A 23,950-nucleotide genomic window follows, 5' to 3' on the forward strand; every position below is an offset into this window, starting at 1 on the left:
GCCTACTTCATTCGAGGCACGTACCGCTCCACCGACACGTACTGGTTCGGCCACCGCATCACGTATCCCTGCTCCGCTGCGGCGTGCCGCGTCCAGTAAGGATCGAACAGGTGCGCCCGCGCCAGCACGCAAAGATCCGCCCTTCCCGCGGCGATGATGCTGTTCACGTCGGCATAACTCTGGATGTTGCCGACGGTCATCGTCGGCACCTTCGCCTCGAGCCGCACGAGCTCGCTGAACGGCGTCTGGAAGAGCCGCCCGTACACCGGCCTCGCCGACGGATCGGTTTGTCCAGCCGATACATCCACGATGTCGACCCCGTGCTCCTTCAGCGCCACGGCGAGCTTGATCACGTCCTCCGGCGTGATCCCGCCCGGCGCCCAGTCCGTCGCCGAGATACGCACGCTCGTCGGTTTGTCCTTCGGCCACGCCGCCCGCACCGCGTCGAAGACCTCGAGCGGGAACCGCAGGCGATTCTCGATCGATCCGCCATATTCGTCGGTGCGTCGGTTCGTGATCGGCGACAGGAAGCTCGCGAGCAGATACCCGTGGGCCATGTGCACCTCGATGAGGTCGAAGCCCGCCTCGTCGGCCAGCTTCGTCGCCGTCACGAAATCGGCCTTCACGCGGTCCATGTCCTCGCGATCCATCGCGCGCGGCACGGGGCTGTGCGGCAGATACGGAATCGCAGACGCGGCGAGGAGCGGCCAGCCGCCCGATTCGAGCGGTTGATCCATGCCCTCCCACATTCGCTTCGTCGATCCTTTGCGGCCCGCGTGGGCGATCTGCACCCCGATTTTCGCCGTGGAGAACTGGTGCACGAATTCGGTGACCCGTCGCCACGCGGCCACGTGGCCCGCCCGGTAGAGGCCCGTGCATCCGGGCGTGATGCGGCCCTCGGCGCTCACGTCCGTCATCTCGGCGATCACGAGCCCCGCGCCGCCGACCGCGCGGCTGCCGAGATGCACGAGGTGCCAATCGTTCGGCTCGCCGTCCTCCGCCGAATACTGGCACATCGGCGAGACGACCACGCGATTGTCGAGGAGCAGCTTGCCGAGCCGATACGGCGTGAACATCGGCGGCGGCGGCTCTTTCGACTCGATCCGCACGCCCGTTTGCTCCTCCGCCTTTGCCGCGACCCAGGCGTCGACTTCACGCACGAGCGCCGGATCCCGCACCTTCAGGTTCTCGTGCGTCACGCGCAGGCTACGCGTCAGCATGCTGAAATTGAACTGGAGCGGCTCGAGATCCATGTATCGCTCGGTGTTCTCGAACCACTCCAGGCTCACCTGCGCCGCGCGCTGAAGCGTCTCCACCTTCGGCCGCCGATCCGCCTCGTACGCGGCGAGCGCGCCTTCGAGGCTACCGTGCGCGTCGAGCGCGTCCGCCAGGCTGATCGCGTCCTCCAGCGCGAGCTTCGTCCCGGAGCCGATGGAGAAATGCGCCGTATGCACGGCGTCCCCCACGAGGACCACGTTTTCCCAGGAAAACCGTTCATTGTGGATCGTGGGAAAACTCCGCCAGACACTTTTGTTCTTGAGCAGCCGGTGCCCCGCGAGCCGCGGCGCGAAGAGCTTCTCGCAGTACACGAGCGTCTCGTCCTCGGTCGCCCGATCGAGCCCCGCGCGGCGCCACGTCTCCTCGCGGCACTCCACGATGAACGTCGATCGTTCGGGCTCGTAACGATAGGCGTGCACCCGGAAGAGGCCGTGCTCGTTCTCGTCGAAGTAAAACGTGAACGCGTCGAACGGGAACGTCGTGCCGAGCCAGACGAAGCGGTTCGGCCGCCCGTCGATGCGCGTGCCGAAGTGCGGCTGATACAAGCTCCGCACGCCGCTGTTCACGCCGTCCGCCGCGACCACGAGATCACTCGCGCGCCGGATCGCCTCGAAGTCCGTGGCCTCGTGCTCGAAGCGGAGCACGACGCCGAGCTCCTCGGCGCGGGCCTGCAAGATCGTGAGCAGCCGTTGCCGGGATAGGCCGCTGAAGCCGTGCCCGGTCGAGACGAGCCGTTCGCCGCGGTAGAACGTGTGGATGTCGTCCCAGTGCGCGAGGCTCTTCCGGATCGCGTCGTAGACCGGCCTGTCGACGCCCTCCAGGTTGTCGAGCGTCGCGTCCGAGAAGACCACGCCGAAGCCGAACGTGTCGTCCGGCCGGTTGCGTTCGAGGACCACGACCTCGCGCGAAGGGTCGCGCTTCTTGGCCAGGATGGCGAGGTAGAGGCCGCTGGGTCCGCCGCCGATGCACGTGATCTTCAACGTCGATCCTCCGGTTCCTGCGCGGAGGGGAGACCACGATGGCGAAGACGTCAAGGGGTATGGTAGACGCTCTGGCCATGACCCGGTGCGTTGCGCTCGCCACCTCGCTTGCCGCACTGTCGGCCTCGTGCGCCTCTGCGCCCACGCCGCAGCACAGCGGCAAACCCGAGTCGTCGCGCGAGCCGCCCGCGGCCTTGCAGGCGCCCGCGCCCCGCGAGCCCTCGCCGCTCGTCAGCGTGAGGGACCCGTACAATGTCCCCGCGAACCCATTGATCGACGGCGACATCGCCGAATGGGGTTCGCTCCTGCCGCAAGCGCCCGTGGAGAAACCGTCTCCCGCCGATCCGAATCCGCGCGACGCGCCCTCGCACCTGGCCTTCGCGCTCACGAAGGACGGCGCGTTCGTCGCGGCGGATCTCGCCGAGCTCTCGAAAGACGGGATCTGGCTCGCCTTTGGGTTCTCTCCCTCGACGCCCGCTCCCTCGTCCGGCGTCGAGGCGCACGAGGCGCGATTCGAGCGGATGTTCCGGCTCGACAAGAAGGGCCTTTTCCAGGTGAGCGAGAGCGGCGCGCTCGTCCCGGTCCCGAGCTCCGTCACGGCCATGGCATTCACGCCGCGCGGAATGACCATCGAGGCACGGATCCCCGTCGCGGCGTATCCCCGCGCGTCGGCCGCGCCGATCGCCGCGGCGCGGGTCCAGGCCATCGCCGCGACGACGTCCGCGCCGCCGAAGATCGACCGCGCAAAATGGATCGACGTCGCCGCGCCCGAGCCCGTGGAGTTCGAGCCGCACGCCGCTCTCCGCGTCGCGGTCTACCGGCAGAATCTCGCCGAGCGAAGGCCGTTCGGCCTCTCGTATTCCCCGGCAGACCCAGACCGCATCGAGACGAGCCGCCATCCAGGCAAGGACACGTCCTCCGTCGTGACCTCGGAGAGCCTTCTTTACGTGCCTGAACGGAGGCTCGGCGATGTCGAGATCGGTCATACGTCCGCCGTGTTGCCCTCCATCGCCATTTTCAAAGGGGGCGAGTTCGTGGATCTCGTCGACGTCGCGGACATCGGAGAAGAGCCGATGGGTATCGTCGAACGAAACAAGCAAATCCACGTCTTCAGTTATTCGCAGACGGACACGCTCGACGCCGCGGGCACCCAGGCAGGATGGTCGGTCCTCGCCGTGGACGAGTACGGCACCGTTCTGTATCCGTTCAACGGGGAGACGGGGGTCGGCCGTTGGGAAAAGGTCTACGAGATCCATTCGGACAAATTCGATTGGTTCGGCATGCGCGGCGTACCCCGCGAATATGCGGACGAGGAGACGCCGCGGGCGATCGAGATCCTGTGGCGCTTCGACAAGCAGTTCGGCGGCTACATGCCGACGACGCGCCCGCTCGCCACACTGCCGCCCCCGAAGCCAAAGCCCCGCAAGAAGCCTTGATCCGAAGGCCGGAACGGCAGCCTTGCGGCGCCCGCGTGACTTTGCCATCCTGCCGGCCATGAACGGATCGCCCCGCCTCCTCCCGCTCCTCGTGATCGCCGCGCTCGGCCTCGCGGCTTGCAAGGACGACAAGCCCGCGTCGGCGAAAGCCGATCCGGCAAACCCCCACGCCGTAGACGAGTCCAAGCCGCTCGAAGTGGGAGACGCCGCGCCCGACGTGACGCTGAAGCTCACGGACGGCAAGGAGGTCAAGCTGTCGAGCCTGAAGGGCAAGCAGGTCCTCGTGTATTTCTATCCGAAGGACGATACGCCGGGGTGCACCGTCGAGGCGCAGGGCCTGCGCGACGGCTGGGCCGATATCCAGGCCGCCGGCCTCGAGGTGTATGGCGTCTCGACGCAGGACGCCGAGAGTCACAAAGCGTTCATCGAGAAACACAAGCTGCCGTTCCCGCTCGTCGTGGACACGGACGGCGCCGTGACGAAGGCGTTCCGCGTGCCGACGCGGCTCTCGTTCGCCGCGCGGCAATCGTTCCTGATCGGGAAAGATGGGAAGATCAAGCACGTGTGGCTCGAGGTGGATCCGAAGGAGCACGCCTCGACCGTGATCGCCGCCGCGAAGAGCTGACATCAAAAAAGGGGGCCCGACGTATGCCGAGCCCCCTTCGTTCCTTCTCGGGTTTTACGCCGGATCAATCCTGCGGCACGCCCGTCTTCGCGAGCTGATCGAGCGCCGCCTTGTACTCCGCCGGCACGTCCGCGAGCGCGGGCACGCCGAGCTCGGACAAGGACGCCTGGAAAAAGCCGCAGCTCGCGAGGTCACCGTCCGAGACCGCCTGGTCCTCCACGCCGTTCGTCGACGTCTTGAACGACAGATAGCTCTGCGCGAGCGCGTTGTCCCAGCACTCGATCGCGTCCGCAACCTGGCCCGAGGCGAGATCGCCGCCCGAAGCCTGCGCCTCGGCGCGGCCCTGGCCCTCGTTCACGAACGCGAGGCGCACGCCGACGTCCTCGGGCATGGCCTTCGCGGGATCTTCGTGCACGTCGAAAGCGCTCTTCCAGTCGATGAAATCGACCTTGTTCGTGCCGTCGTCGAGGCGGCCGTACAGGTAATCGAGATCCGCGGGCATCGTGTCGGGTTTGTCCTTGGGCACGAAGCCGCGCAGGGCCGCGAGGACGAGCGTCAGGTCACCCTTGTCCGTCGCGTCCTTGCCGTACACGGCCACGAAGCGTCCGCGGTCCATCGGCATGTTCGCGCCGTTCGGGTTGTTCGCCGTCTCGAACGCGTGATTCGCCTCGAAATCGAAGAGCGTGATGCCCGAGCCGTGCTCCTTCGTGTCGGGATCCGGGTTCGCGCCGCCCCAGATGACCGGCACGAGGCCCGCGACGTCCTTGTCCTTGCCGCGCAAGATCGCGTAATGGTAGCGGAACTCCGCCCCCTCGCCCGCGTCCTTGATGTACGCGGCGATCGTCCCGAACCCGTTCTCGTTCTGGTACGGGCCCCAGAAGAACTCCTTCGTGTCGCTGTTGTACACCGTGGGCTCGATGCTCACGATGAGCTTCAAGGTCGCGATGATGTACCCGACCGAGCCGTTGATCCCGAGCGCGATTTCCGCCGATCCGGCCGGATAGATTGCCGGATCGCCGACCTTCGCCCCGCTCGATGCCTTCGGCGAGGAAGCCATGATCTGCGTCTCGCTGGGGACGGCCGCGCGGTATTGCGCGAGCAGCGCTTGATCGATCGCGTCCCCCTCACCACCGTCGCCGCCGCCGCCGCAGCCGACGATGCCCACGGACAGCACAATGCCAGCGTACTTCGCAAGTGCCTTCATGTCGTCGTTCCCCTCGTTAAGAAATGCCGGCGCTCGTGCGCCAGGATGGACAGGGAATCGCGATTGCGAGCGACTGTCAAGCCCCGAGCTGGCGACCGTAATGGCTCCGTTGCGATGGCGTAAAGGATTACGCAGCGGGGAGCTTCAGTGCATGAACAAATGGCGGAACCATGCCACGATCGCCTCGCGGTAATGCCACGCGAGCGATACGCCGAGCGCGACGACGGCGAGCGCGAGCACAATGCGACCCACGGGCGCCTGGTCCTCGCCGGAGACGAAGACGGGCAGGACGCTGCGCTCGCGTATGCTGCCCCGCGGCAGCGGCGGCACGCGCGTGAAGCGGAGGCTCAGGTTGCGCCGGAGGTAAATGCGGACGTTGAACGCCCAGCCCGACGCTTCGAGCAGCGCCGAGACATCACGCCTGCGGAGCTTGAGCCAGCCAAGAAAACCCGAGACCGTCATCACCCCGAGCGCGACGCCCGCCACCGCGAGCAGGGCATTCAGCGGGTTCGTATTCGAAAGCGTCTGCAGCGCGAACGCCGCGGCCGAGCCGACGGCCGCGAATGCGATGCCGCCGCCCACGATGGATCCTTGCGTCCCCGGGGCCACGAGGGGCGGCGCGGCGGGCGCGGCCGGAGGCGGGGGCGGCGCGGGCGGCGCGGCGGGCGGGCTCTTCGGCGGGCCAGCATCGAGGTGCGCGTCCACGCGGGCGGAGACGCTCTTTTCCATGGCCTCGAGCTTGGTGCCGAAGAGCTTCGTCATCTTGTCGCCGACGAACTCGCGCAGCTTCACGAAGGGCGCGAGCGCGGCTTCTTGAATGGAAATGGGCTTGACGATCACGTCCGTGACCTTCGCGTCCCATTCGTTGCCGTCGCGATCGTAGAACACGCCGCGCTTGCCCACGGCGATGCCACGCCGCGAGCCCGAGGTCACGCCGGCGGCGACGTACATCGTCTTCGATGCGTCGCCCTCTTTGCGCGCCAGCTCGACGTACGCGACGAAGATGTTGCTCGTCTCCGCGATCGGCCGGTGCTCGGCCTTGTCGAGGACGCGCACGCAGAGGTTGATCTCGCGGCCGTCGAGGACGAGCGTGCCGACCTCGAACAGGCACCGCTCCCCGGCCGAAAAGAGCGCCGGAAAGCTCACCATGTTGTTCGCGAGATCCAGGATCCACCGCTGCAGGAGCGCGAGCTTCTCCAGACCCGAGAGCCCCACGAGCTCGGCCGAGGCCTTCGCGTCCTCGTTCACGAGCGCGCGCAGCGCCCCGGGCAAGGGCCCTGCGAGCAGGTCACGCAGCTCCGCGCCCGCGAGCCCACCCGGCAAGGGCGCGGGTTTCTTCGATTGCCACGCCCGGTACGGCTCGAAGAGCGCGCGGACCCGCTCCCAGCCCTTGCGATCGAGCTCCCGCACGGGCCCCGGCTCGCCGAGCGCGCGCGGCAGGACCTCGACCGCGAGACGCCGCGCCTCGTCCGCGAAGAGCGGATTCACCCCGGTCTCGAGGTCGAGCACGCCCGAGGGGTTCGGCGGCCCGAGCGAGGCCTCGCGCAAGAAACCACGAATGGCCGCGGGATCGTTCACGTCGAGCGCCGCGAGCCGCTCCGGCTTGACGGCGAGCCGATCCTCCGCGACCGGGCCTTGTCCGAGCAGATCGCATTGCGCGAAGAATTGATCGAGCTTGCCCGCGAGCCCGTCCACGATCACGAACGCCGCCGCCGTCCCTTCGCCGAACGGCAGCACGAGGCTCGTCTCCGCGCCTGCCCGCAGCGCGCCCGCCGCCTCCCACGCGAGCTCCGCGTGGCCGAGCGCGAGGAACGCGTCGAGCTTCGCCACGTCCACGCCCATGTCGCCCGAGAGATCCATCACGCCGCCCGTGGCCTCGACGATCAACGTCGCGAGGCGGGCGAGGGCCGGGTCCTCGATTTGCGAGGTCGCCACGATGCCGTCCCCGTTCGGGGATTTTCGCGCATATCCGTCGCGGAACGCGCGAATGTCGGCGAGCGAGAGCGTCGCGCCCGGCCGCGCGGCCTGGCCGCTCGCCTTGATGCGTTTTTTCGCGAGGGCGCGGAGGCGCGCCGCGTCGGGCTGCGAGGGATCGAGGTCGTCGAGGTGGACGGTGTCGGTCCGCTCGGCGATGCGGTTCATGTTCCGGAGGCGCGCCCGCAGCCAATCGTGCGCGGCGAGCAGCTCCTGGACGCGAATGCGCCCGTTGCCGTCGACGTCGACGTACCGGAGCAACGCCTCGTCGCAGAGGAGCTGGTCGATGGGGACGCTCGTCGAGGACCAGCGGGCGGCCGGGAGCGCGTGGATCTGCGCGAGATCCTCGGCCGTCTCCAGCTTGAGCTGCACGAGGCCGCGATAATCGCTGAAAATGAAGGGCGCTCTTGCCACGCGGGGACGCTCTTGCCACGGTTCTTCGACCCCGGCAATGTCCCCGTGCGTCAAACGTGGGCGGAGTTACTGTTTTCCGGTGCGCGACGTCACGTTACGCGAGATCCGTACCTGACAGACCTGGGTATCTTGGGGCTGGATATTTCTCGGAATGCGCGGCGGCGCGGGCCGAACCTGGGGAATGGATGCGATGCGCGGCGCCTCGATCGCGCTGTTTTCTTGACTTTTGACCCTGCGTCTCGTAATGCGGCCTTATCCATGCCCAGCGAACCCCGCACGTTCGTGCTCCCGGGCCGGCCCACGGCCGCCGAGGCTCTGCGCGCCGATCGTCGCATCGGGCGGCGCGTCGCAATGGGCGCGTGCCTCACCGCGGCCCTCGGCGTTCTGGCACGGTACACGCTGTTACCAGGTTCGGCAGCGCCAGCCGAGCGTCGCTCCGCGGAGAATGTTTTTCTCGCCGCCCGTGAGGCCTCTCGTGCCCTCGTCGAGGGGCGGTCTTCGCCCGCGACGTGGCAGGAGCTCGTGGAGCAGGCCTTCGGCGGCGCCTCGCCGGAAGAGATTGCCCGCGCCATCGACGTCGAATCGCTCCTCGCGCGCGCGCCCGCGGCGAGCCGCGGCGCTGCGGTCGTCCCGTTCTCGACCTCGCTCCCCGGCGAGGACCGTCCGCGGATCGTGACGAAGCTCTTCGTCCTGCGCGCCGGCCGGGCGAACCCGCCGCACGCGCACGACAACATGGTCTCGGTGCATTACGTGCTCCGCGGTCGATTCCGCGTCCGCCATTACGATCGCGTGCGCGACGAGCCCGGCGGTATCGTCCTCCGGCCCACGATCGATCGGGTCCTCGGCCCGGGCGAGGCGACGAGCATCTCCGACGAGCGCGACAACGTGCACTGGCACGTCGCCGAGACCGACGGCGTCCTGCTCGACGTGCTTTGCGCCGATCTCGAAGGCCGGCCGACGGACACGCACCTCGTCGACCCGGTCCGCGCCGAGCCCCTCGAAGGAGGCCTGCTCCGCGCGCCGCGCCTTTCCACCGTGGGTGAGGCGCTCGAGCGATTCGGCTGAGGGGACGTTCCCGACGAACCCCACGCCGCCGCAGCGTCCGGGCCGGCATCCTCCTTTCGCGCGGGGCGCGCGGCTCCGTCCTCGGTTCGTGCGCGCGGCGCACGCGGGGCGGGATGGTTTCTCATTGCACGGCGCGCGTATGTCCGCGGACCGAAATACGTTCGCGACCGCAGTGCGAAGCCAGCGTGCGACCCCATACCGCACGCTTCCGAACGACCATGGCGCGTCGGACCCGCGGCCGCGACCTTGCAATGCTCGGGGTCGCGCGGCACGCCGGCGAGCCGCAGCTTGATGTAATGAGACGCCGGCCCTTCTCGCGTCGATGTTTGTCGCGAGAGGAGGCAGAGAACCGAAAAGGGGGTTTTCATGAAGAAGTCGCTCGGGATCCTTTCCGCCGCATTCGCTTCTGCCATGCTCCTCGCCGCTTCCGGGCAGGCGATCGCGGGTACGAATGATTGGGACATCAACGACCAGTATGGAGCTGGATATTACGGCGGACGCGGATACCCCGGAGGCTACGGCGGCGCGTATGGTTACGGATCCCGCGGCGCGTACTACGGCGGCAGGGGCCGGATCTACGACTGGGGCGGTGGCTATGGCCCCGGCGGCTACGGTCCCGGCGGCTACGGTCCCGGCGGCTATGGCCCCGGCGGCTACGGTCCCGGCGGCTACGGTCCCGGCGGCTACGGTCCCGGTGGCTATGGCCCCGGCGGCTACGGTCCCGGCGGCTATGGTCCCGGCGGCTACGGCCCCGGCCCCGGCGGCTACCCCGGCTATGGCTACGGCGGCAATCTCGTGTTCGGTGACGTCGACGTCTGCTTCGACGGAAACCAGATCAACTGCCGTTTCGCGGTCGACAACTGCCAGGTGAACCAGCTCGACATCTACGCGTTCCTCACGGGCGGCGCGACCTGCGGCGGTGGCCCCAACGGCCAGTGGTACAACAACGATGCGTACTTCAGCGACGTCCCCGTCGGCGGCTACTACGCCCAGCAGCTCTCCGGCAACATCTGGCAGGGCTCGCTCGATCTCGGTGACTACTACGGGCAATTCTGCAACGGCAACGGCGCCTACGCGGGCGACCTCGATTTCACCCGCATGAGGCTCTACATCGCCGGCCGCGAGTTCGCGTTCAACGACATCGGGCCCTGTGGCGCCGGCTGGGACTGATCGAAGGCGCATGTAGCCTTCCGCAATCTCCAAGACCCCCGGGGTCCCCGAGCTCGTGCTGGGCTCGGGGACCCGTGGGAGGGCGCACGGGCCCGGGTCCGTCCGCTCGTTTCACCTGACGGACGGACTCGACGTCCGACTTCGGTGACGTGCGCCCCGAAACCGACTAGAACACGCGCCATGACGCAGCGCGCCCCCCGCGTGGGGATCATCATGGGCAGCACGAGCGACGCGCCGACCATGCGAAAAGCGGCCGAGATGCTCGATCGCCTGGAGGTGCCGTACGAGATGCGCGTGGTCAGCGCGCACCGCACGCCGGACCTCCTCTTCAGCTACGCGGAAGAGGCCGAGGCGCGCGGGCTCCACGTGATCATCGCCGGCGCGGGCGGCGCCGCGCATCTGCCCGGGATGGTCGCCGCGAAGACGGCCCTGCCCGTACTCGGGGTGCCGATCCTCTCGCACGCCCTGCACGGGCTCGACTCGCTGCTCTCCATCGTGCAGATGCCGGGCGGTATCCCGGTCGGGACCCTGGCGATCGGGGACGCGGGCGCCAAGAACGCCGCGCTCCTCGCCGCTTCCATCCTCGCGCTGCACGACCCCGCGCTGCGCGACCGCATCAAGTTCTTCCGCGCGGAGCAGACCCGGGCCGCGCTCGAAAGCGAGGTTTGACGACGTGACCTCCCGCGGCCCCATTCTCCCCGGACGCACCGTGGGCATCCTGGGCGGCGGACAGCTCGGCCGCATGTTCGCGATCGCGGCGCGGCGCATGGGCTACCGCGTGCACGCGCTCGACCCTTCGCAGGACGGACCCGCGGGGCAAGTCGCGGACGTCGAGGTCGTCGCGCCGTACGAGGACGTGGACGCCGCGCGGCGCTTCGCCGAAGGGGTCGACGTCGTGACGTTCGAGTTCGAAAACGTCCCCTCCGAGACGCTCGCCGCCGTCGCCGAGCTACGGCCCGTGCACCCTTCGCCCGCCGTGCTCGATACGTGCCGCCACAGATTGCGCGAAAAGCGATTCCTCGCGAAAGGTGGTTTTCCGGTGGCGGGTTTCGCCGAGATCCGTACGGAGGACGATCTTCGCGACGCGCTCGTTCGTCTCGGCACACCGGCGATCCTGAAGACGGCGGAGTTCGGATACGACGGCAAAGGCCAGGTCCGCATCGACGCGCCGGAGGCCGCGGGCCGCGCGTTCGAAGCGCTCTCCGGCAAGCTCGGCGTGCTCGAGGCGTTCGTTCCGTTCGCGTGTGAGCTCTCCGTGGTCGTCGCGCGTTCGCGCGAGGGAGACATCGTCCCCTTCGAGGTCGCCGAGAATCGGCATGCGCGGCACATCCTGGACGTCTCGCTCGCGCCGGCGGGCGTGCCTGCGGCGGCGCGCGCGCGCGCAACGGAAGTCGCCTCGGACATCGCGAAGGCGATCGACCTCGTGGGCGTGCTCGGCGTGGAGATGTTTTACCTGCCAAACGGTGACATCGTGGTGAACGAGCTCGCCCCGCGGCCGCACAACTCGGGCCATTACACGTTCGACGCCTGCGTGACGAGCCAGTTCGAGCAACAATTGCGGGCCGTCTGCGGTTTGCCCCTCGGCGAGCCCACGTTGCTAAGGCCCGCGGCGATGGCGAATTTGCTCGGGGACCTCTGGGCGCACGGCGAACCGCAATGGGATCGGGCGGCCGCGTTCCCGGACGTGAAGATTCATCTGTACGGAAAAACCGAGGCACGCCCGGGTCGGAAGATGGGGCACCTCGTGGCGATGGCGGAGACCGCGGAGAAGGCCGCGGAGCGGGTGCTCGCGGCGCGCAGCGCGCTCGTCAGCGGGCGATCGGGGGCAGACCCGGGCCCGTGAGCAGGTGGCGGACCCAGGCCTCGTTCGCCTCCTCGATCCGCCCCGCCGCTTTCTCCCGCGCGTGGTCGTCCGCGTAGCTCTGGACGTACCCCGCGTACCAGACGAACACCTGCCCGCGGATCTTCTCGACCGCGCGCGTGGCGAGCGCGGCCTCGATGTCCGCGTCGGAGGGGACTCGCAAGGGATCCCCCGCGGCGACCTCCCGGCAGCGGCCCGACTCGGCGCGGAAGGTCTCGTCCGTCGCGCGCGTCGTGATCGGATCCGGCGGCAAGGTCACGGGGCTCGCATCACCGAGGACGTGCGCGCGCAGCGCGAGCGCGGTGGCGGCGCTCCACGTGTGCTGCTCGACGCCGTAGTTGTGCGCGCAGATGCGATCGACGAGGATCGTCGTGGGCGTCCGCCGGAGCTCGGCGACGGCGCGGTCCCAGGTGTCGCGCTCGTTCGTCACCTTCTGCTGCGCGTCCGTGAGCTCCTGCTCCCGGCGATCGAGCTCCCGCTTCGCCTCGTCCTCGCGGCTCTCCGCGTCCCTCCGGGCGCGGCGCGCGTCGTCGTAACGATCCGACTCGGCCTTGCAGTCGGCGGGCGGTTTTTGCGTCGCGCGGCACTGATCGAGCTCGCGATCGAGGCGCTTCTCGTCGGCCTTGGCGCGATCGTGGGCGTTCGTCGCGAACGAGAGGGCGCGGCGCGCGTCCTCGACGGTCTTCTTCACGCGGCGGGCGTTGCTCTCCGCGGCGCGCGCGCGCCGCTCGGCTTCGTCGACCTCGCGCGAGGCGGCGTCGTAGGCGGGGTTCGGGAGGCGATCGGCGCCGCACACGTAGTCGCAGGTGCGGGCCTGCGTGGCGACGTCGTGGCCGCGGGCGATGGTGTCGAACGCGGCCTGGATGCGCACGCCGGCCGCGTTCGGCGGCGGCTCCTGAGAGGTCGAGGCGACGAGCCGCGCGCGCGAGTCGCCCTTCCACCGCAAAAGCTCGGTCTCCACGAGCGCGGAGACGCCGCTCGCCTTCGTGTCCGCGGGTTTTTCGATCACGAGGTAGAAGCGGAGCTCGTCTTCGAGCGTCCGGCGGAGCTCGTCGGCGCGCTGCTTCGCGTCGCGGAAGCCGGGGCGGGCGGCCTCGACGTCGCGGAACGCGAGCAGGGCGTTTCCGCGTTTGCCCTCGTCGGCGTACTTGATGGCGCGGTCGTAGGCGCGCGTCGCCATCCGGTCGAGGATGCGGCCTTCGAGGACGGCGGCGGCCTGATCGTTCGGATCGCATTGCCGCGCCGCGCGCGCGAGGGCGAGGGCCGCGTCGTCGTGGCCGCTCGCGAGCAGCTCCTCGGCGCGCTTGAAGACGGCGGCGCGCGCCTCGACGTACGCGCGGCGCGCATCCTGGTTCACCGGCTCGAACGCGACCGCGTCGCGCGCGAAGAACAGCGCCTTCTCGAGCTCCCCGCGCGAGAGCGCCTCGCGGCTCTCGACCGTGCGCGCCTCCGACTGCTTGTGCCGCGCGGCCGCGAGCCTGCGCTGTGCTTCTTCCTCGTCCGGATCGATCCGCGTCGCGCGCTCGTACTCCGCGGCCGCCGCGTCCCAGTTGCCGGCGCGGGCGAAGGCGTCGCCGCGCGACATCGCGTGCTTGTAGGCGCGTCCGCAGCCCGCCGCGGAGAGCGCGAGGGAGACGGCGAGGAGCAGGGCAGGGAGGGCAGGGCGGCGGATGGGCCTTCGCATTTCGATCGAACGACGCTCCTCGACGTATGGAATTCGTGCGCGCGGGCGTCAAGAACTTGCGGCGACGGCGCCGCGGGCGCGGGGATTCACGCCTGCATCCGTGAGAACGAGCGCACCGCGAGCGTACCCAGCAGGGCGAGCGTCGCGAGCACGATGCCCACGTCGAGCGGGATCGGGAAATGGTGCACGCCGACGCAGAGGCCCCGCGTCGCGTCGACCGCGTACGACATCGGGTTCAGCCGCACCACGACCGCGAGCGCGGGCGGCAGGCCGTCGAGTGGATAGAGCGCGCCGGAGAAGAAGAAGACCGGCTGGATCAAGAAGTTCACGATCCCGCCGAAGCCCTCGAACGTCTTCATGCGCGAGGCCACCGTGATCCCGAGCGCGCTCACGGACATGCCGAAGGCGACGAGCACGGGGATCGCGAGCAGCGCGCCGAGCGGATCGATCCGCGCCCCGAGCAGCGGCGCGACGAGCAGCACCACCGAGACCTCGATGAGCGCGGTCACGCTCGCGGAGATCATCTTCGCGAGGACCAGCGTGGCGCGCGGGACGGGCGCGACGAGCAGCTCCTTCAGGAACCCGAACTCGCGATCCCACACGATCGAGATCGCGGAGAACATGCTGGAGAACAGCACGGCCATCGTGGCCACGCCGGGCACGAGGAAGGAGACGAAATCGACGCCGGTCGCGCCCGTGCCTACCGCGCGCCGCAGCCCGAAGCCGACGGCGAGGACCCAGAGCAGCGGCCGCACGAGCGTGGCGACGAGGTTCTGCCGGTCGCGCAGGAACTTCACGACGTCGCGGCGGGCGAGGTGGTAGACGACCTCCGCGCGCATGCTCATCTCCGCCGCGCCATCGCGCGCATCGCGTCGCGACCAGCTTCGCTGTTTCCGTTCCGGATCTGACGGCCCGTGAGGGCGAGGAACACATCGTCGAGCGTCGGACGGCGCACGGCGATGCCCGTGACGGCGACGCGCGCCTCGGACACGAGCCGCACCACGAACGCCTCGCCGTCCTCCACGCGGAAGCAGAGCCCTTCCTCCGTCCGATCCGGCGTGAGGCCGTAGCGCTCGGCGAGCACCGCGCAGAGCGCCGCGGGCTCGTTCGTCCGCACGAAGACCACGTCCTTGCCCACGGCGCGCTTCAGCGCCTCGGGGCTGTCCTCGGCGACGATCCGCCCGTGATCGATCACCGCGATTCGATCGCAGTTCTCGGCCTCGTCCATGTAATGGGTCGTCAGGAACAACGTCATGCCGTTCCGGTCGCGCAGGTCCCGCAGCACCTCCCAGGTCGCGTTTCGCGTCTGCGGATCGAGCCCGGTCGTCGGCTCGTCGAGGAAGAGCACGCGCGGGCGATGGACGAGGCCGCGGGCGATCTCGAGCCTGCGCTTCATGCCGCCCGAGAACGTGCGCACCAGATCTTTCTTTCGATCCGAGAGATCCACGAATGCGAGGGCCTCGTCGAGGCGCGCGCGGCGCTCGGCGCGGGGCACGCCGTACACGACGGCGTGGAGCATGAGGTTCTCCTCCGCGGTGAGGCGATCGTCGAGGGACGGATCCTGAAAGATCACGCCGATGGATCGCCGCACGTCCTCGGGGCTCTTCGTGACGTCGAAGCCGGCGAGGCGGAGGGAGCCGCTCGTCGGCGCGAGCAGCGTGCAGAGCATCTTGATCGTCGTGGTCTTGCCGGCGCCGTTCGGCCCGAGAAACCCGAAGATCTCGCCTTCCTTCACGGTGAAGCTCACGCCGCGGACGGCCTCGACGTCACCGAAGCGCTTCGAGAGGTCACGGACCTCGATCGCGGGGGAGGGGCTCATCGTGTGCGGATAGGCCGGAGGGGGCCGTCTTCATACGACTTGCAAGCCGAGGGCCGCAAGGGGAGGCGCGCGAGGCGTCGAGGACGTTCAGTCGTCGTCCCAGTCGCTGTCGCCGGTGCTCGTCCGGTCGCAGGAGGTTTTGATGTTGGAGAGCACGTCGCTGCAAATCGTGCCGAACGCGTACTCGCGGAACTGAACGCTGTCGCAGGAGAGGGCCTGGATGTGCTTGACGCAGCTTTCGACGTCCACCTTGGCGGAGCAGCCGGAAATGCTGCTGCAATCGCCGGTCGAAGCCAAGCAGACGTCATTCGCGTCGACGGCGGGCTTGCCGCAGGTCTCGAGCACGCCGTTCGCGGCGTCGACGAGCTTCTGGCACGAGGTCGCGCCGTCGAACTCGTTCTCCTCGCAGCTACAGCCGACGCCGATCAGGGCGGCGAGGGCGAGGGAAAACGAGACCGCGAGCGCACGGGATAAGTGATTCGTTCGCATCGTTAAGCATCTTTCTCCGGACGGATCGGCCGGGGCGCCGACGCTAGCAGGAAGCCCGCACACCTGCAAAGCCGCATCCCTGCGCCGTTTGTCCATCCCGTGACGAACAATGTCCGCCCATCGCTCTCGCGTTCGCCATTCTCGAACGATATGTCGAACAATGTCCGACCCACCTGAATCGTCAATGGACAATCGCGTCGAATGGGCGCACATTGGACGAACCAATCGCGACGCGGTCGCGACGAATCGGAGGGCTTGGGCATGATCGACAACAGGATCGAGGTCGTCTTTTCTTTCGACACCACCGGCAGCATGTACCCCTGCTTGACGCAGGTTCGCCGCAAGGTCGGCGAGACGGTGCGGCGATTGATGAAGGAGATCCCGGGGATCCGGATCGGCATCATCGCTCACGGCGATTATTGCGACGCCGGCTCGACGTACGTGACGAAGGCCCTCGACCTGACCGACGACGGCGACGCGATCGTGCGTTTCGTGGAGAAGGTCGGCCCCACGGGCGGCGGCGACGCGCCCGAGTGTTACGAGCTCGTCCTGCACGAGGCGCGCACGATGTCGTGGACCAAGGATTACACGAAGGTCTTCGTCCTCATCGGCGACGACGTGCCGCACGGGCCGAACCAGAACCCGAAGAAGCTCGATTGGCGCAATGAGGTCGACGCGCTCGGCGCGGCCGGGATCCCGGTCTACGGCGTGCAATGCCTGGGCCGCCGCCACGCGACGCCGTTTTACGCGGAGCTCGCGCGGAAGAGCGGCGGATTTCACATCGGCCTCGACCAGTTCGCCTACGTGACCGACATGATCCTCGCGGTTTGCTACAAGCAATCGTCCGACGAGAAGCTCCAGGATTACGAGCGCGAGGTGAAGAAGCAGGGCCGCATGAACCGCGGCCTCGACAAGATGTTCGGCACGATGATGAAGCGCGAGGCGTCCGCCGAATACGGCGACACCGACCTCCGCGCCGTGCCGCCCGGCCGATTCCAGGTGCTCGACGTGGACCGCGACATGCCCATCAAGCAGTTCGTCCTGGAAAACGGCCTCACCTTCAAGGCGGGCCGCGGCTTCTACGAGTTCATGAAGACCGAGACGATCCAGGGGCACAAGGAGGTGGTGCTCATGGACCGCAAGACGGGCGATCTCTACAGCGGCGAGCGCGCCCGCGAGATGCTCGGTTTGCCGCCCGGCGCGACCGTGCGCATCAAGCCCGCGAGCCTGGAGAAGTTCGTCGTCTTCGTGCAGAGCACCTCGTACAACCGCAAGCTCATCGGCAGCACGCGTTTCCTTTACGAGGTCGAGGACTGGTCCAAGGCCGAGGCTGCCTGAAACGAAAATCCGTATTTCGAGGCTCGGGCCGTTTGCCTCCTGGGTCGGCGCCGGACGTGCTTACGTCAGGCGAAGACCGTCCCAGGAGGTAAATATGCGCCGGAACCTCTTCCTGATTTCCGTGATCACTGGTTTTGGCGTGGTGGGGTTCGTCCCTTCCACGGCCCGGGCAGGCCTCTCGTTGGGCGCCGACATGAACGTGGGTGTCGTGACGACCGGCAGTGGCCCCCTCGGCGACGTCGGCAGCGGTCTCGGCGGCCGGATCGGGTATCGCGCGAACCTCGGGCCCTTCACCATCACGCCGGAGCTCGGGGGATCCTACCTGCGCTTGAACGCGATCGAGACCCCGATGCGCGGGGTCGCGGGGGCGCGCCTCTCCTTGCGCGGCATGGTGCAACCCACGATCTTCGCTCATTACGGGATCGCAATCGTGCAGCAGGACGTACGCGGACCCACGTACGACCTGGGCGGAGCGATCGATTTGAGCGCGGCGATCGTCCGGGTCGGCGTGCACGCAGGATACGTGGCCGTGCAGAGCACGTCCGATCGAGGGACCTATTCGGTCTACACGCCGCTCGAATGGGTCGAGCTCGGCCTGCACGCCGGGCTCGGGTTTTAACGGAACAGGTCTTCGAGCGCCTCGAGCTCGCCGGAATCGAGCCACACGCCGCGGCACTCGATGCACGTGTCGATCATGACCTCGGAGCCAAACCCCCAGTTGCGCGCGGCCATCTCGCCGCCGCAGGCCGGACAAACGAGCGCGGCGGCTTCGGCCTCCCCCGCCGCGCCGCGCTCGCGGGCGCGCGCGTAGACGCGCTGGAGGGCCGTCGTCGGGGCGTGGCTCTGCTTCGTGTCGCCGCGGGCCGCGGCCGTCTGGATCTTGGCGAGCTCGCCGTGATCGAGGAACACGCCGCCACATCCCCTGCAGCGATCGATCTCCACGCCGGCCTCGTGCGCGACGGCTTCGAGCCGCTCACGCCGGTGATGGCGTTCCTCGGCGCCGCGATAGGGGTCGTTCGTCAACTCGATCTTGCAGCGAGGGCATTCCATCGGTTCCCGATGCTACCAGAGCGCGCGCCGTCTCTGGAACCGGAAGCGCCGAAGGCAAGCTCGTTCGCCCGCCGGTACGTCGTCGTGCGCCGCTGCGCATGCGACGCGCGCCCGGGGACGTGCACCTCGGATCCCGCGCGGGCTCCCCGTGTGGAGCGGGGAGCTGCCGCCGGGCATGAAGATCGAATGAAATCAGGAGGATCCGGGTTCGTCCGCCTTGCACGCCCCGGACCCCCCTGCTATCAACCCCCTCGCGCGCTGCGTGTCGACCTGTCCCCCCCCCAAGGTCCGCGTGGCGCGTCTTTTTTTGGCGCACGGTCGAGGGCTCGACCTCGTCGGGCGGACCGAGCGGTGAGACGCGATTTTTCGACGCGCGGGGCGTTCGCGACCCGTTACAATCGGTCCGTCGAGAGGCACCGATGCGTATTGCGCTCCTGTATCCCCCTCCCTGGAAGATCCCGGCTCGCGGCGAGCCGGAAGACCCGCGCGGCGACGGGCCGCCCGCCGAGTACCGCGAGGGGGATCTCGACGCGGATTTCTACCAGATCCCGTACGGCCTGCTCTCGATCGCGGCGCAGGCCATTCGCGCCGGTCATCAGGTCAAGGTCCTGAACCTCTCGGCGATGACGTGGGCGAAGGTCGAGGAGGTGCTCTCGACGCTCGACGCCGATCTTTACGCGATGTCGTGCTGGACCGCGAATCGCCGCGGCGTCGCGCTCGTCGCGAAGGCGATCCGCGCGCGACGCCCGAAGGCGCCCATCGTCGTCGGCGGCCCGCACGCGAGCCCCTTCGCGAAGGAGATCCTCGACCATTGGCCCGAGGTCGACGTCGCCACGGTCGGCGAGAGTGAAATCACGTTCCTCGAGATCGTGGATCGACTCGCGGCGGGCCGCAGCTTGCGCGGGCTCGCGGGCGCGGCGTATCGATTCGAAGGCCGCGTGGAGATGGGGCCGAGCCGCGGCTCGATCGAGGATCTCGACACGCTCGCCTCGCCGCACGCGTTTTTCGACACGCACATCCTGATGACGTCGCGCGGCTGCCCGTGGGCGTGCACGTTCTGCGGAGCCGAGAACACCTGGGGACGCGGATTCCGCGGGCAATCGGTGCCGTACGTGCTCGACGTGCTCGAAAAGACGGTGGCGCGTTTGCCCGTGAAGATGATCCTCGTCAAGGACGACACCTTCACCACGAACCGAAAACGTGTCCTCGACCTCTGCCGCGGCATCCGGGAGCGGAACATTCGATTCTTGTGGAGCTGCGACACGCGCGTCGACGTGCTCGGCGAGGAGCTGCTCTACGAGATGCGCCTCGCGGGCTGCGAGCGGCTCTCGCTCGGCGTGGAGAGCGGCTCGCCGCGGATCTTGAAGGCGGTCGACAAGAAGATCACGGTGCAGAAGATCATCGACGCGACCGAGCTCGCGAAAAAATACGGCATCAAGGTCCGTTACTTCATGATGCTCGGCAATCGCGGCGAGACGGCCGAGACGTTCCGCGAGACCCTCGTGTTCCTCGACCGCGCGCGGCCCCACCAGTACATTTTTTCGTGCCTCTCCATCTATCCCGGCACGCGCGATTACGAGGAGGCGACGGCCTCCGGCTGGCTCGATCCCGAGGTCTATTTCACGGGCGATTTCCAGGAGCTCAAGGTGCCCTTCGACGCCTCCGAGGAGGATACGTTGCTCATGAGCAACTGGTTCCGCGAGAACAGCGGCCTGCGCGACCATTACCGGGAAAGCGCGGCCGAATGCGAGGCGATCCTCGGGCGGCTCGGCGATCACGCTCCCGCGCACCTCGACTGCGCCACCGCCCATTACCGGGAGAACAACCTGGACGCGGCGGAGCGGCACGCGTCGCGGGCGCTCGAGCTCGGCCACCCCTTGCCCGGGCTTTGCCTGAACATGCTCGCGGTGATCGCGGCCCGGCGCTCTGCGTGGAAAAACATGCAGGACCTCTTCACGGAGGCCTGGCGCAAGGATCCGCAGCACTGGGTGCTCGTGCGCAACGTGCAGAAGGTGAAGGCGTGGCTCGATCAGGCGGGGCCGCTCCGGGGCATGCCGCTCGATCTCGAAGCCCACAACGATTTTCAGCTCCTCGAACGGACCGTGCAGCCGATGCTCCCGGGGCCGCTCTCGGGCGATTACGGGGTCTGGAGTGCGCCCGCGCCACGCGCCCAGAATCCCGAGATGCGCGCCCCGCAGACGGGCAGCCATGCCTCGTTCCAGCCGCGGAATCGGCTCCGCGTGGTGACGTGAGGGCTCAGTTGCAGCTCGCCTCGGTGTCCCCGCCGAAGACCGTCGTCCAGTACACGCCGTAATCGCCGCCGCCGGTCGCGCGGCCGATGCCGATCACCTTGTACGAGCTGCCGAGCATGTTCGCGTTGTGCCCGGGGGAGTTTTTCCATTGCGTGAACACCGCGTCCGCGGTCGAATTGCCCGCGGCGATGTTCTCGCCCATGGCGGTCTGCACGGGACAGGCGTGGTCGTAGCAGGCGTCGCAGGCGCGGTCGCTGAAGCTCGAGCCGTTCTCGCCGTTGTGCGAGAAATAGTTCTGGTCGCGCATGTTCTCGCTGTGCCCCTGCGCCGCGCGGTGCAGCGAGGTGCACGCCGCGAGCGGCGGGAGGCCATTCTGCGCGCGGTAATCGTTCAGGATGCCCAGAAAGCCTTGCTCCTCGGCGTCGAGGGAGGTCGTGGCCGCGCCGGCGCCCATACACGCCTCGCATGCGCCGCAATCGGAGGCGCAGTTCATGCACGTCTCGTCGCCGGTGCAGACGCCGTTGCCACAACACGCGCCGCAATCCATCGCGCACGTCTCGCAGCTCTCGCCGCCGCCGCAAACCCCGTCCCCGCAGCCGGCGCCGGAGCCGGTGCTCGTGGTGGACGAGGCTCCCCCGCCTCCGGCCCCTTGCCCCGCGCCGCCTGCGCCCGCGCCGCCTGCGCCCGCGCCGCCTGCGCCCGCGCCGCCGCTGCCCGCGCCGCCCGCACCGCCCGCGCCGCCTGCACCGCCTGCGCCGCCTGCGCCGCCCGCGCCACCTGCACCGGCCTCGCCGCCCGCGCCGCCCGAGCCGCTCGATGCGCTCGAGCTCGAGCTCGACCCCGAGCCGCCGCCAGCGCCGGCCTCGCCGCCCGAGCCGCCGGAGCCCCCGTTACCGGAGCCTCCGCTGCCGGTGATGCTGCCTCCGGACGTCACGGACCCGCCTTCGGCGCAGCCGGTGATGGAAACTGCCCCTACCAACCCGATCAAACCTAGTGTCGTACCAAGAAGAAGACGCGCGCGCATGCGAGGATCTTTCTCTCCCGAAGCTTGCCTTGGCAAGGAATTTCTTCCATTTCGACGAACGCCGTACAGCCCGAATGTGATCGTCCGACCCGGGTCGTCCCGCACTGTCGCAAAATGCGGCACGGATGCGAGCGCCCCGGCCTGGTTGACGTCTCTCCCCCCGATCGTGCACCATCGCGACATGAACCGTATCCACGCCGCTTTGCTTGTTCTATCGGCATGCGCCCTCGGCGTTGCCTGTGCGCCCGACTCGAACCTGCCGCCCGCGGGCAATCCCAGCGGCGCCGGCGCCGGCGCAGGGAGCGCGGGCGGCGCGGGTGGCATGGGCGGCATGGGCTCGGGCGGGGATATCTTCGTCGGCAGCGGCGGCGGCTCCAGCTCGACCGGCGCCGTGGATCCCGGGTGCGGCCTCATCACCGAGGAAGGAAAGTCCGTGCCGCTCTCGCTCTACATCGCGTTCGACAAGTCGAGCTCGATGGTGGGAACGAAGTGGAACAGCGGCGAGGCGGGGCTCGCGGCGTTCGTCAACGATCCGAGCTCGGCCGGCACCTCGGTCGCGCTCAATTTTTTCCCCCTGCCGGCCGAGTCCACGTGTGATCAGATGCTCTACAAGGCGCCCGTCGTGCCCTTCGGCGAGCTGCCGACGAACGCCGAGCCGATCATTCAGGCCATCGCCGCCGAGGACCCGAACGGCTTCAAGACCCCGATCTACCCGGCGCTCGGCGGCGCCATCCTCGCCTGCGCCGACGCATTGCAGCAAAAGCCGGGCACGGGCTGCGCCGTGCTCCTCGTCACGGACGGCGCGCCCGTCGGGCCCGCGCCCCTGTGCAGCGGCGTCAATCCGGAGGACCCGCAGGTCATCGCGAACCTCGCCGCGACGGGGCTCTCGCAATTCAAGGTCCGCACGTTCGTGATTGGCCTCCAGGGCGTCCCGCAGGACACGGCGAACCTCATCGCGGCCGCGGGCGGCACCGATTCGGCCATCCTCGTCGGCAGCGTGAACGTCCAGGTCGAGTTCCAGAATGCGCTCGCGAAGGCCCGCGGAAAGGCGCTGCCTTGCGATTACGAGATTCCGACGAAGGTCTCGGGCGGCGAGGTCGATCCCGGCTTCGTGAACGTGCTCTTCACGCCGTCGGGCGGCGGCGAACCGGAGACGATCCTCCAGGACAAGAATTGCACGAACGGCCTCGGCTGGTATTACGACAATCCCGTCGTCCCCTCGAAAATCTCGTTCTGCCCGGCCACCTGCGACGCCGTCCGCAAGGACTTCGGCGCAAAGGTGCAAATCGGCCTCGGCTGCAAGACCGAGGTGGCCAAGTAAAACCCGAGGCGCGCGCCCCCGACGAACGTTAGCGCTGCGCGCGCTTCGATGCCCAGCGGATTCCCGATTGCAGGTCCGCCTTCGTCACGAACGAGCTCATGTCCACGCCGAGCTCCACCAGCGCTTGCGCCACGGCGGGTTGCATGCCTGTGAGCGCCACCTCCGCGCCGAGCAGCCGCACAGCCTGGGCCACGCGCAAAAGCCCGTCGGCGACCTCGTTGTCGACCGACGGCACGCCCGTCACGTCGAGGATCACGTGCTCCGCGGCGCGCTCCGTCACGGCGTGGAGCAAGGTCTCGGTGACGAGCGTCGCCCGCTCGGGCGTCAACGTCCCGACGAGCGGCATGGCGAGCGCGTTTTTCGTGAGCGGGATGATCGGCGCCCCGAGCTGACGCAGCGACTCGCGTTGCGCGTCGATGACCCGCTGCTGCATCGCACAGCGCTCGTCCTGCTCGCGGACCCGCTCCGTGATGTCCTCGGTCACGCCCGCGAGGCGGTACGGTTTGCCGTTCGCGTCGTGATAGGCGAACCCGGTGCCCCGCACCCAGCGCATCTCCCCGTCGGGCCGGAGGACACGGTGCTCGACGAGGTACGAAGGGTTCCCCGTGAACACACGCTCCACGGCTACCTGGACGATATGCTGGTCGTCCGGGTGCACGCGCGTCATGAAATCGGTCATGTTGTTCCCGAACGTCTCGCGCGTGAGGCCGTAAATCGCGAGGACGGTGTCGGTCCACGAGATGACGTCACGCGGGATGTCCCAGGTCCACACGCCGATCCCCGCGCTCGCGAGCGCGTCGTAAATCCAGTGGGCCTGCTTCGTGCGCGCCGCCTCCTCGGCGGCGAGCTGCGCTTCGAGCTCCGCGATGCGTTGTTTGGCTCGGGCGAGCTCGCGCGCGAGCTCGCTCGTGGAGTCCTCGTCGTGCTTCGTCATGTCCCGGACAATGTCCCGCCAAGGGAGGGGTC

At 68.6% G+C, this 23,950-nt stretch carries 20 protein-coding genes; 10 read left to right on the plus strand and 10 right to left on the minus strand.

The annotated features are described in order from the left end of the window. Positions 1-2: 2 nt before the first annotated feature. On the minus strand, positions 3-2,258 hold the full coding sequence (locus tag QHF84_RS13185) for a bifunctional salicylyl-CoA 5-hydroxylase/oxidoreductase (protein ID WP_281313613.1): 2,256 nt from the start codon (positions 2,256-2,258) through the stop codon (positions 3-5). Between the two features lie 77 nt (positions 2,259-2,335). Between QHF84_RS13185 and QHF84_RS13190 the strand changes: the two genes are divergently transcribed. Both QHF84_RS13190 and QHF84_RS13195 read left to right on the plus strand, forming a co-directional pair. After that, positions 2,336-3,694, plus strand: coding sequence for a hypothetical protein (locus QHF84_RS13190; RefSeq protein ID WP_281313614.1), 1,359 nt, complete (start codon positions 2,336-2,338; stop codon positions 3,692-3,694). 58 nt (positions 3,695-3,752) lie between these two features. Further along, entirely contained in the window at positions 3,753-4,319 is a 567-nt protein-coding gene (locus QHF84_RS13195; RefSeq protein ID WP_281313615.1) for a redoxin domain-containing protein, read from the plus strand. A 64-nt stretch (positions 4,320-4,383) separates the two neighbouring features. Here the strand turns inward: QHF84_RS13195 and QHF84_RS13200 are convergent, their stop codons facing one another. After that, a complete protein-coding gene (locus QHF84_RS13200) occupies positions 4,384-5,523 on the minus strand; it encodes a hypothetical protein (protein ID WP_281313616.1) in 1,140 nt (379 codons plus the stop codon). 144 nt (positions 5,524-5,667) lie between these two features. Next, the gene (locus QHF84_RS13205; protein ID WP_281313617.1) at positions 5,668-7,911 is read right to left on the minus strand and encodes a hypothetical protein; all 2,244 of its coding nucleotides are present in this window, start codon (positions 7,909-7,911) and stop codon (positions 5,668-5,670) included. Between the two features lie 258 nt (positions 7,912-8,169). Here QHF84_RS13205 and QHF84_RS13210 point away from each other — a divergent pair, with 258 nt between their 5' ends. The 4 genes from QHF84_RS13210 to QHF84_RS13225 all read left to right on the plus strand — a co-directional run bounded on the left by QHF84_RS13210 (position 8,170) and on the right by QHF84_RS13225 (position 11,989). Beyond that, positions 8,170-8,976 (plus strand): hypothetical protein, encoded by an 807-nt coding sequence (locus QHF84_RS13210; RefSeq protein ID WP_281313618.1) that lies wholly within the window; start codon positions 8,170-8,172, stop codon positions 8,974-8,976. 366 nt (positions 8,977-9,342) lie between these two features. Continuing rightward, a complete protein-coding gene (locus QHF84_RS13215; RefSeq protein WP_281313619.1) occupies positions 9,343-10,146 on the plus strand; it encodes a hypothetical protein in 804 nt (267 codons plus the stop codon). 180 nt (positions 10,147-10,326) lie between these two features. Further along, positions 10,327-10,815: a 5-(carboxyamino)imidazole ribonucleotide mutase gene (purE, locus tag QHF84_RS13220; protein ID WP_281313620.1), complete on the plus strand. Its 489-nt coding sequence runs from the start codon at positions 10,327-10,329 to the stop codon at positions 10,813-10,815. Between the two features lie 4 nt (positions 10,816-10,819). Then, positions 10,820-11,989 (plus strand): 5-(carboxyamino)imidazole ribonucleotide synthase, encoded by a 1,170-nt coding sequence (locus QHF84_RS13225; protein ID WP_281313621.1) that lies wholly within the window; start codon positions 10,820-10,822, stop codon positions 11,987-11,989. Here the strand turns inward: QHF84_RS13225 and QHF84_RS13230 are convergent. The 4 genes from QHF84_RS13230 to QHF84_RS13245 all read right to left on the minus strand — a co-directional run bounded on the left by QHF84_RS13230 (position 11,955) and on the right by QHF84_RS13245 (position 15,999). Further along, on the minus strand, positions 11,955-13,691 hold the full coding sequence (locus QHF84_RS13230; RefSeq protein ID WP_281313622.1) for a tetratricopeptide repeat protein: 1,737 nt from the start codon (positions 13,689-13,691) through the stop codon (positions 11,955-11,957). The genes QHF84_RS13225 and QHF84_RS13230 overlap by 35 nt on opposite strands. Positions 13,692-13,777: 86 nt before the next feature. Beyond that, a complete protein-coding gene (locus tag QHF84_RS13235; protein ID WP_281313623.1) occupies positions 13,778-14,530 on the minus strand; it encodes an ABC transporter permease in 753 nt (250 codons plus the stop codon). A gap of 2 nt (positions 14,531-14,532) precedes the next feature. After that, entirely contained in the window at positions 14,533-15,510 is a 978-nt protein-coding gene (locus QHF84_RS13240) for an ATP-binding cassette domain-containing protein (RefSeq protein WP_281313624.1), read from the minus strand. Positions 15,511-15,597: 87 nt separating this feature from the next. Then, on the minus strand, positions 15,598-15,999 hold the full coding sequence (locus QHF84_RS13245) for a hypothetical protein (protein WP_281313625.1): 402 nt from the start codon (positions 15,997-15,999) through the stop codon (positions 15,598-15,600). Positions 16,000-16,260: 261 nt separating this feature from the next. Between QHF84_RS13245 and QHF84_RS13250 the strand changes: the two genes are divergently transcribed. Both QHF84_RS13250 and QHF84_RS13255 read left to right on the plus strand, forming a co-directional pair. After that, positions 16,261-17,337: a vWA domain-containing protein gene (locus QHF84_RS13250; RefSeq protein WP_281313626.1), complete on the plus strand. Its 1,077-nt coding sequence runs from the start codon at positions 16,261-16,263 to the stop codon at positions 17,335-17,337. Between the two features lie 121 nt (positions 17,338-17,458). Next, positions 17,459-17,956, plus strand: coding sequence for a hypothetical protein (locus tag QHF84_RS13255; RefSeq protein ID WP_281313627.1), 498 nt, complete (start codon positions 17,459-17,461; stop codon positions 17,954-17,956). Here QHF84_RS13255 and QHF84_RS13260 read toward each other — a convergent pair. Continuing rightward, positions 17,953-18,387, minus strand: a complete 435-nt coding sequence (locus QHF84_RS13260) for a zf-TFIIB domain-containing protein (protein ID WP_281313628.1) — start codon at positions 18,385-18,387, stop codon at positions 17,953-17,955. The two genes, QHF84_RS13255 and QHF84_RS13260, sit on opposite strands and share 4 nt — an antisense overlap. Before the next feature lie 419 nt (positions 18,388-18,806). On the opposite strand from QHF84_RS13260, the gene QHF84_RS13265 reads away from it, so the two are divergent. Next, positions 18,807-20,639, plus strand: a complete 1,833-nt coding sequence (locus QHF84_RS13265; protein WP_281313629.1) for a radical SAM protein — start codon at positions 18,807-18,809, stop codon at positions 20,637-20,639. Between the two features lie 4 nt (positions 20,640-20,643). Here QHF84_RS13265 and QHF84_RS13270 read toward each other — a convergent pair whose 3' ends face one another. Next, complete coding sequence (locus QHF84_RS13270) at positions 20,644-21,573, minus strand: CAP domain-containing protein (protein ID WP_281313630.1); 930 nt, start codon at positions 21,571-21,573, stop codon at positions 20,644-20,646. Positions 21,574-21,844: 271 nt separating this feature from the next. On the opposite strand from QHF84_RS13270, the gene QHF84_RS13275 reads away from it, so the two are divergent. Continuing rightward, positions 21,845-22,984, plus strand: coding sequence for a vWA domain-containing protein (locus tag QHF84_RS13275; protein WP_281313631.1), 1,140 nt, complete (start codon positions 21,845-21,847; stop codon positions 22,982-22,984). Between the two features lie 28 nt (positions 22,985-23,012). On the opposite strand, the gene QHF84_RS13280 is transcribed toward QHF84_RS13275, so the two are convergent. Further along, a complete protein-coding gene (locus QHF84_RS13280) occupies positions 23,013-23,918 on the minus strand; it encodes a PAS domain-containing protein (RefSeq protein WP_281313632.1) in 906 nt (301 codons plus the stop codon). Between the last annotated feature and the right edge of the window lie 32 nt (positions 23,919-23,950).

The sequence above is a fragment of the Polyangium sp. y55x31 genome (assembly GCF_029946505.1).
Taxonomy (GTDB): Bacteria; Myxococcota_A; Polyangia; order Polyangiales; family Polyangiaceae; genus Polyangium.

Coding starts and splice junctions, on each gene's coding strand:
- QHF84_RS13190 (WP_281313614.1), top strand. CDS start 2,336: ATGACCCGGTGCGTTGCGCTCGCCACCTCGCTTGCCGCACTGTCGGCC.
- QHF84_RS13195 (WP_281313615.1), top strand. CDS start 3,753: ATGAACGGATCGCCCCGCCTCCTCCCGCTCCTCGTGATCGCCGCGCTC.
- QHF84_RS13200 (WP_281313616.1), bottom strand. CDS start 5,523: ATGAAGGCACTTGCGAAGTACGCTGGCATTGTGCTGTCCGTGGGCATC.
- QHF84_RS13210 (WP_281313618.1), top strand. CDS start 8,170: ATGCCCAGCGAACCCCGCACGTTCGTGCTCCCGGGCCGGCCCACGGCC.
- QHF84_RS13215 (WP_281313619.1), top strand. CDS start 9,343: ATGAAGAAGTCGCTCGGGATCCTTTCCGCCGCATTCGCTTCTGCCATG.
- purE (WP_281313620.1), top strand. CDS start 10,327: ATGACGCAGCGCGCCCCCCGCGTGGGGATCATCATGGGCAGCACGAGC.
- QHF84_RS13230 (WP_281313622.1), bottom strand. CDS start 13,691: ATGCGAAGGCCCATCCGCCGCCCTGCCCTCCCTGCCCTGCTCCTCGCC.
- QHF84_RS13235 (WP_281313623.1), bottom strand. CDS start 14,530: ATGCGCGCGGAGGTCGTCTACCACCTCGCCCGCCGCGACGTCGTGAAG.
- QHF84_RS13240 (WP_281313624.1), bottom strand. CDS start 15,510: ATGAGCCCCTCCCCCGCGATCGAGGTCCGTGACCTCTCGAAGCGCTTC.
- QHF84_RS13245 (WP_281313625.1), bottom strand. CDS start 15,999: ATGCGAACGAATCACTTATCCCGTGCGCTCGCGGTCTCGTTTTCCCTC.
- QHF84_RS13250 (WP_281313626.1), top strand. CDS start 16,261: ATGATCGACAACAGGATCGAGGTCGTCTTTTCTTTCGACACCACCGGC.
- QHF84_RS13260 (WP_281313628.1), bottom strand. CDS start 18,387: ATGGAATGCCCTCGCTGCAAGATCGAGTTGACGAACGACCCCTATCGC.
- QHF84_RS13265 (WP_281313629.1), top strand. CDS start 18,807: ATGCGTATTGCGCTCCTGTATCCCCCTCCCTGGAAGATCCCGGCTCGC.
- QHF84_RS13275 (WP_281313631.1), top strand. CDS start 21,845: ATGAACCGTATCCACGCCGCTTTGCTTGTTCTATCGGCATGCGCCCTC.
- QHF84_RS13280 (WP_281313632.1), bottom strand. CDS start 23,918: ATGACGAAGCACGACGAGGACTCCACGAGCGAGCTCGCGCGCGAGCTC.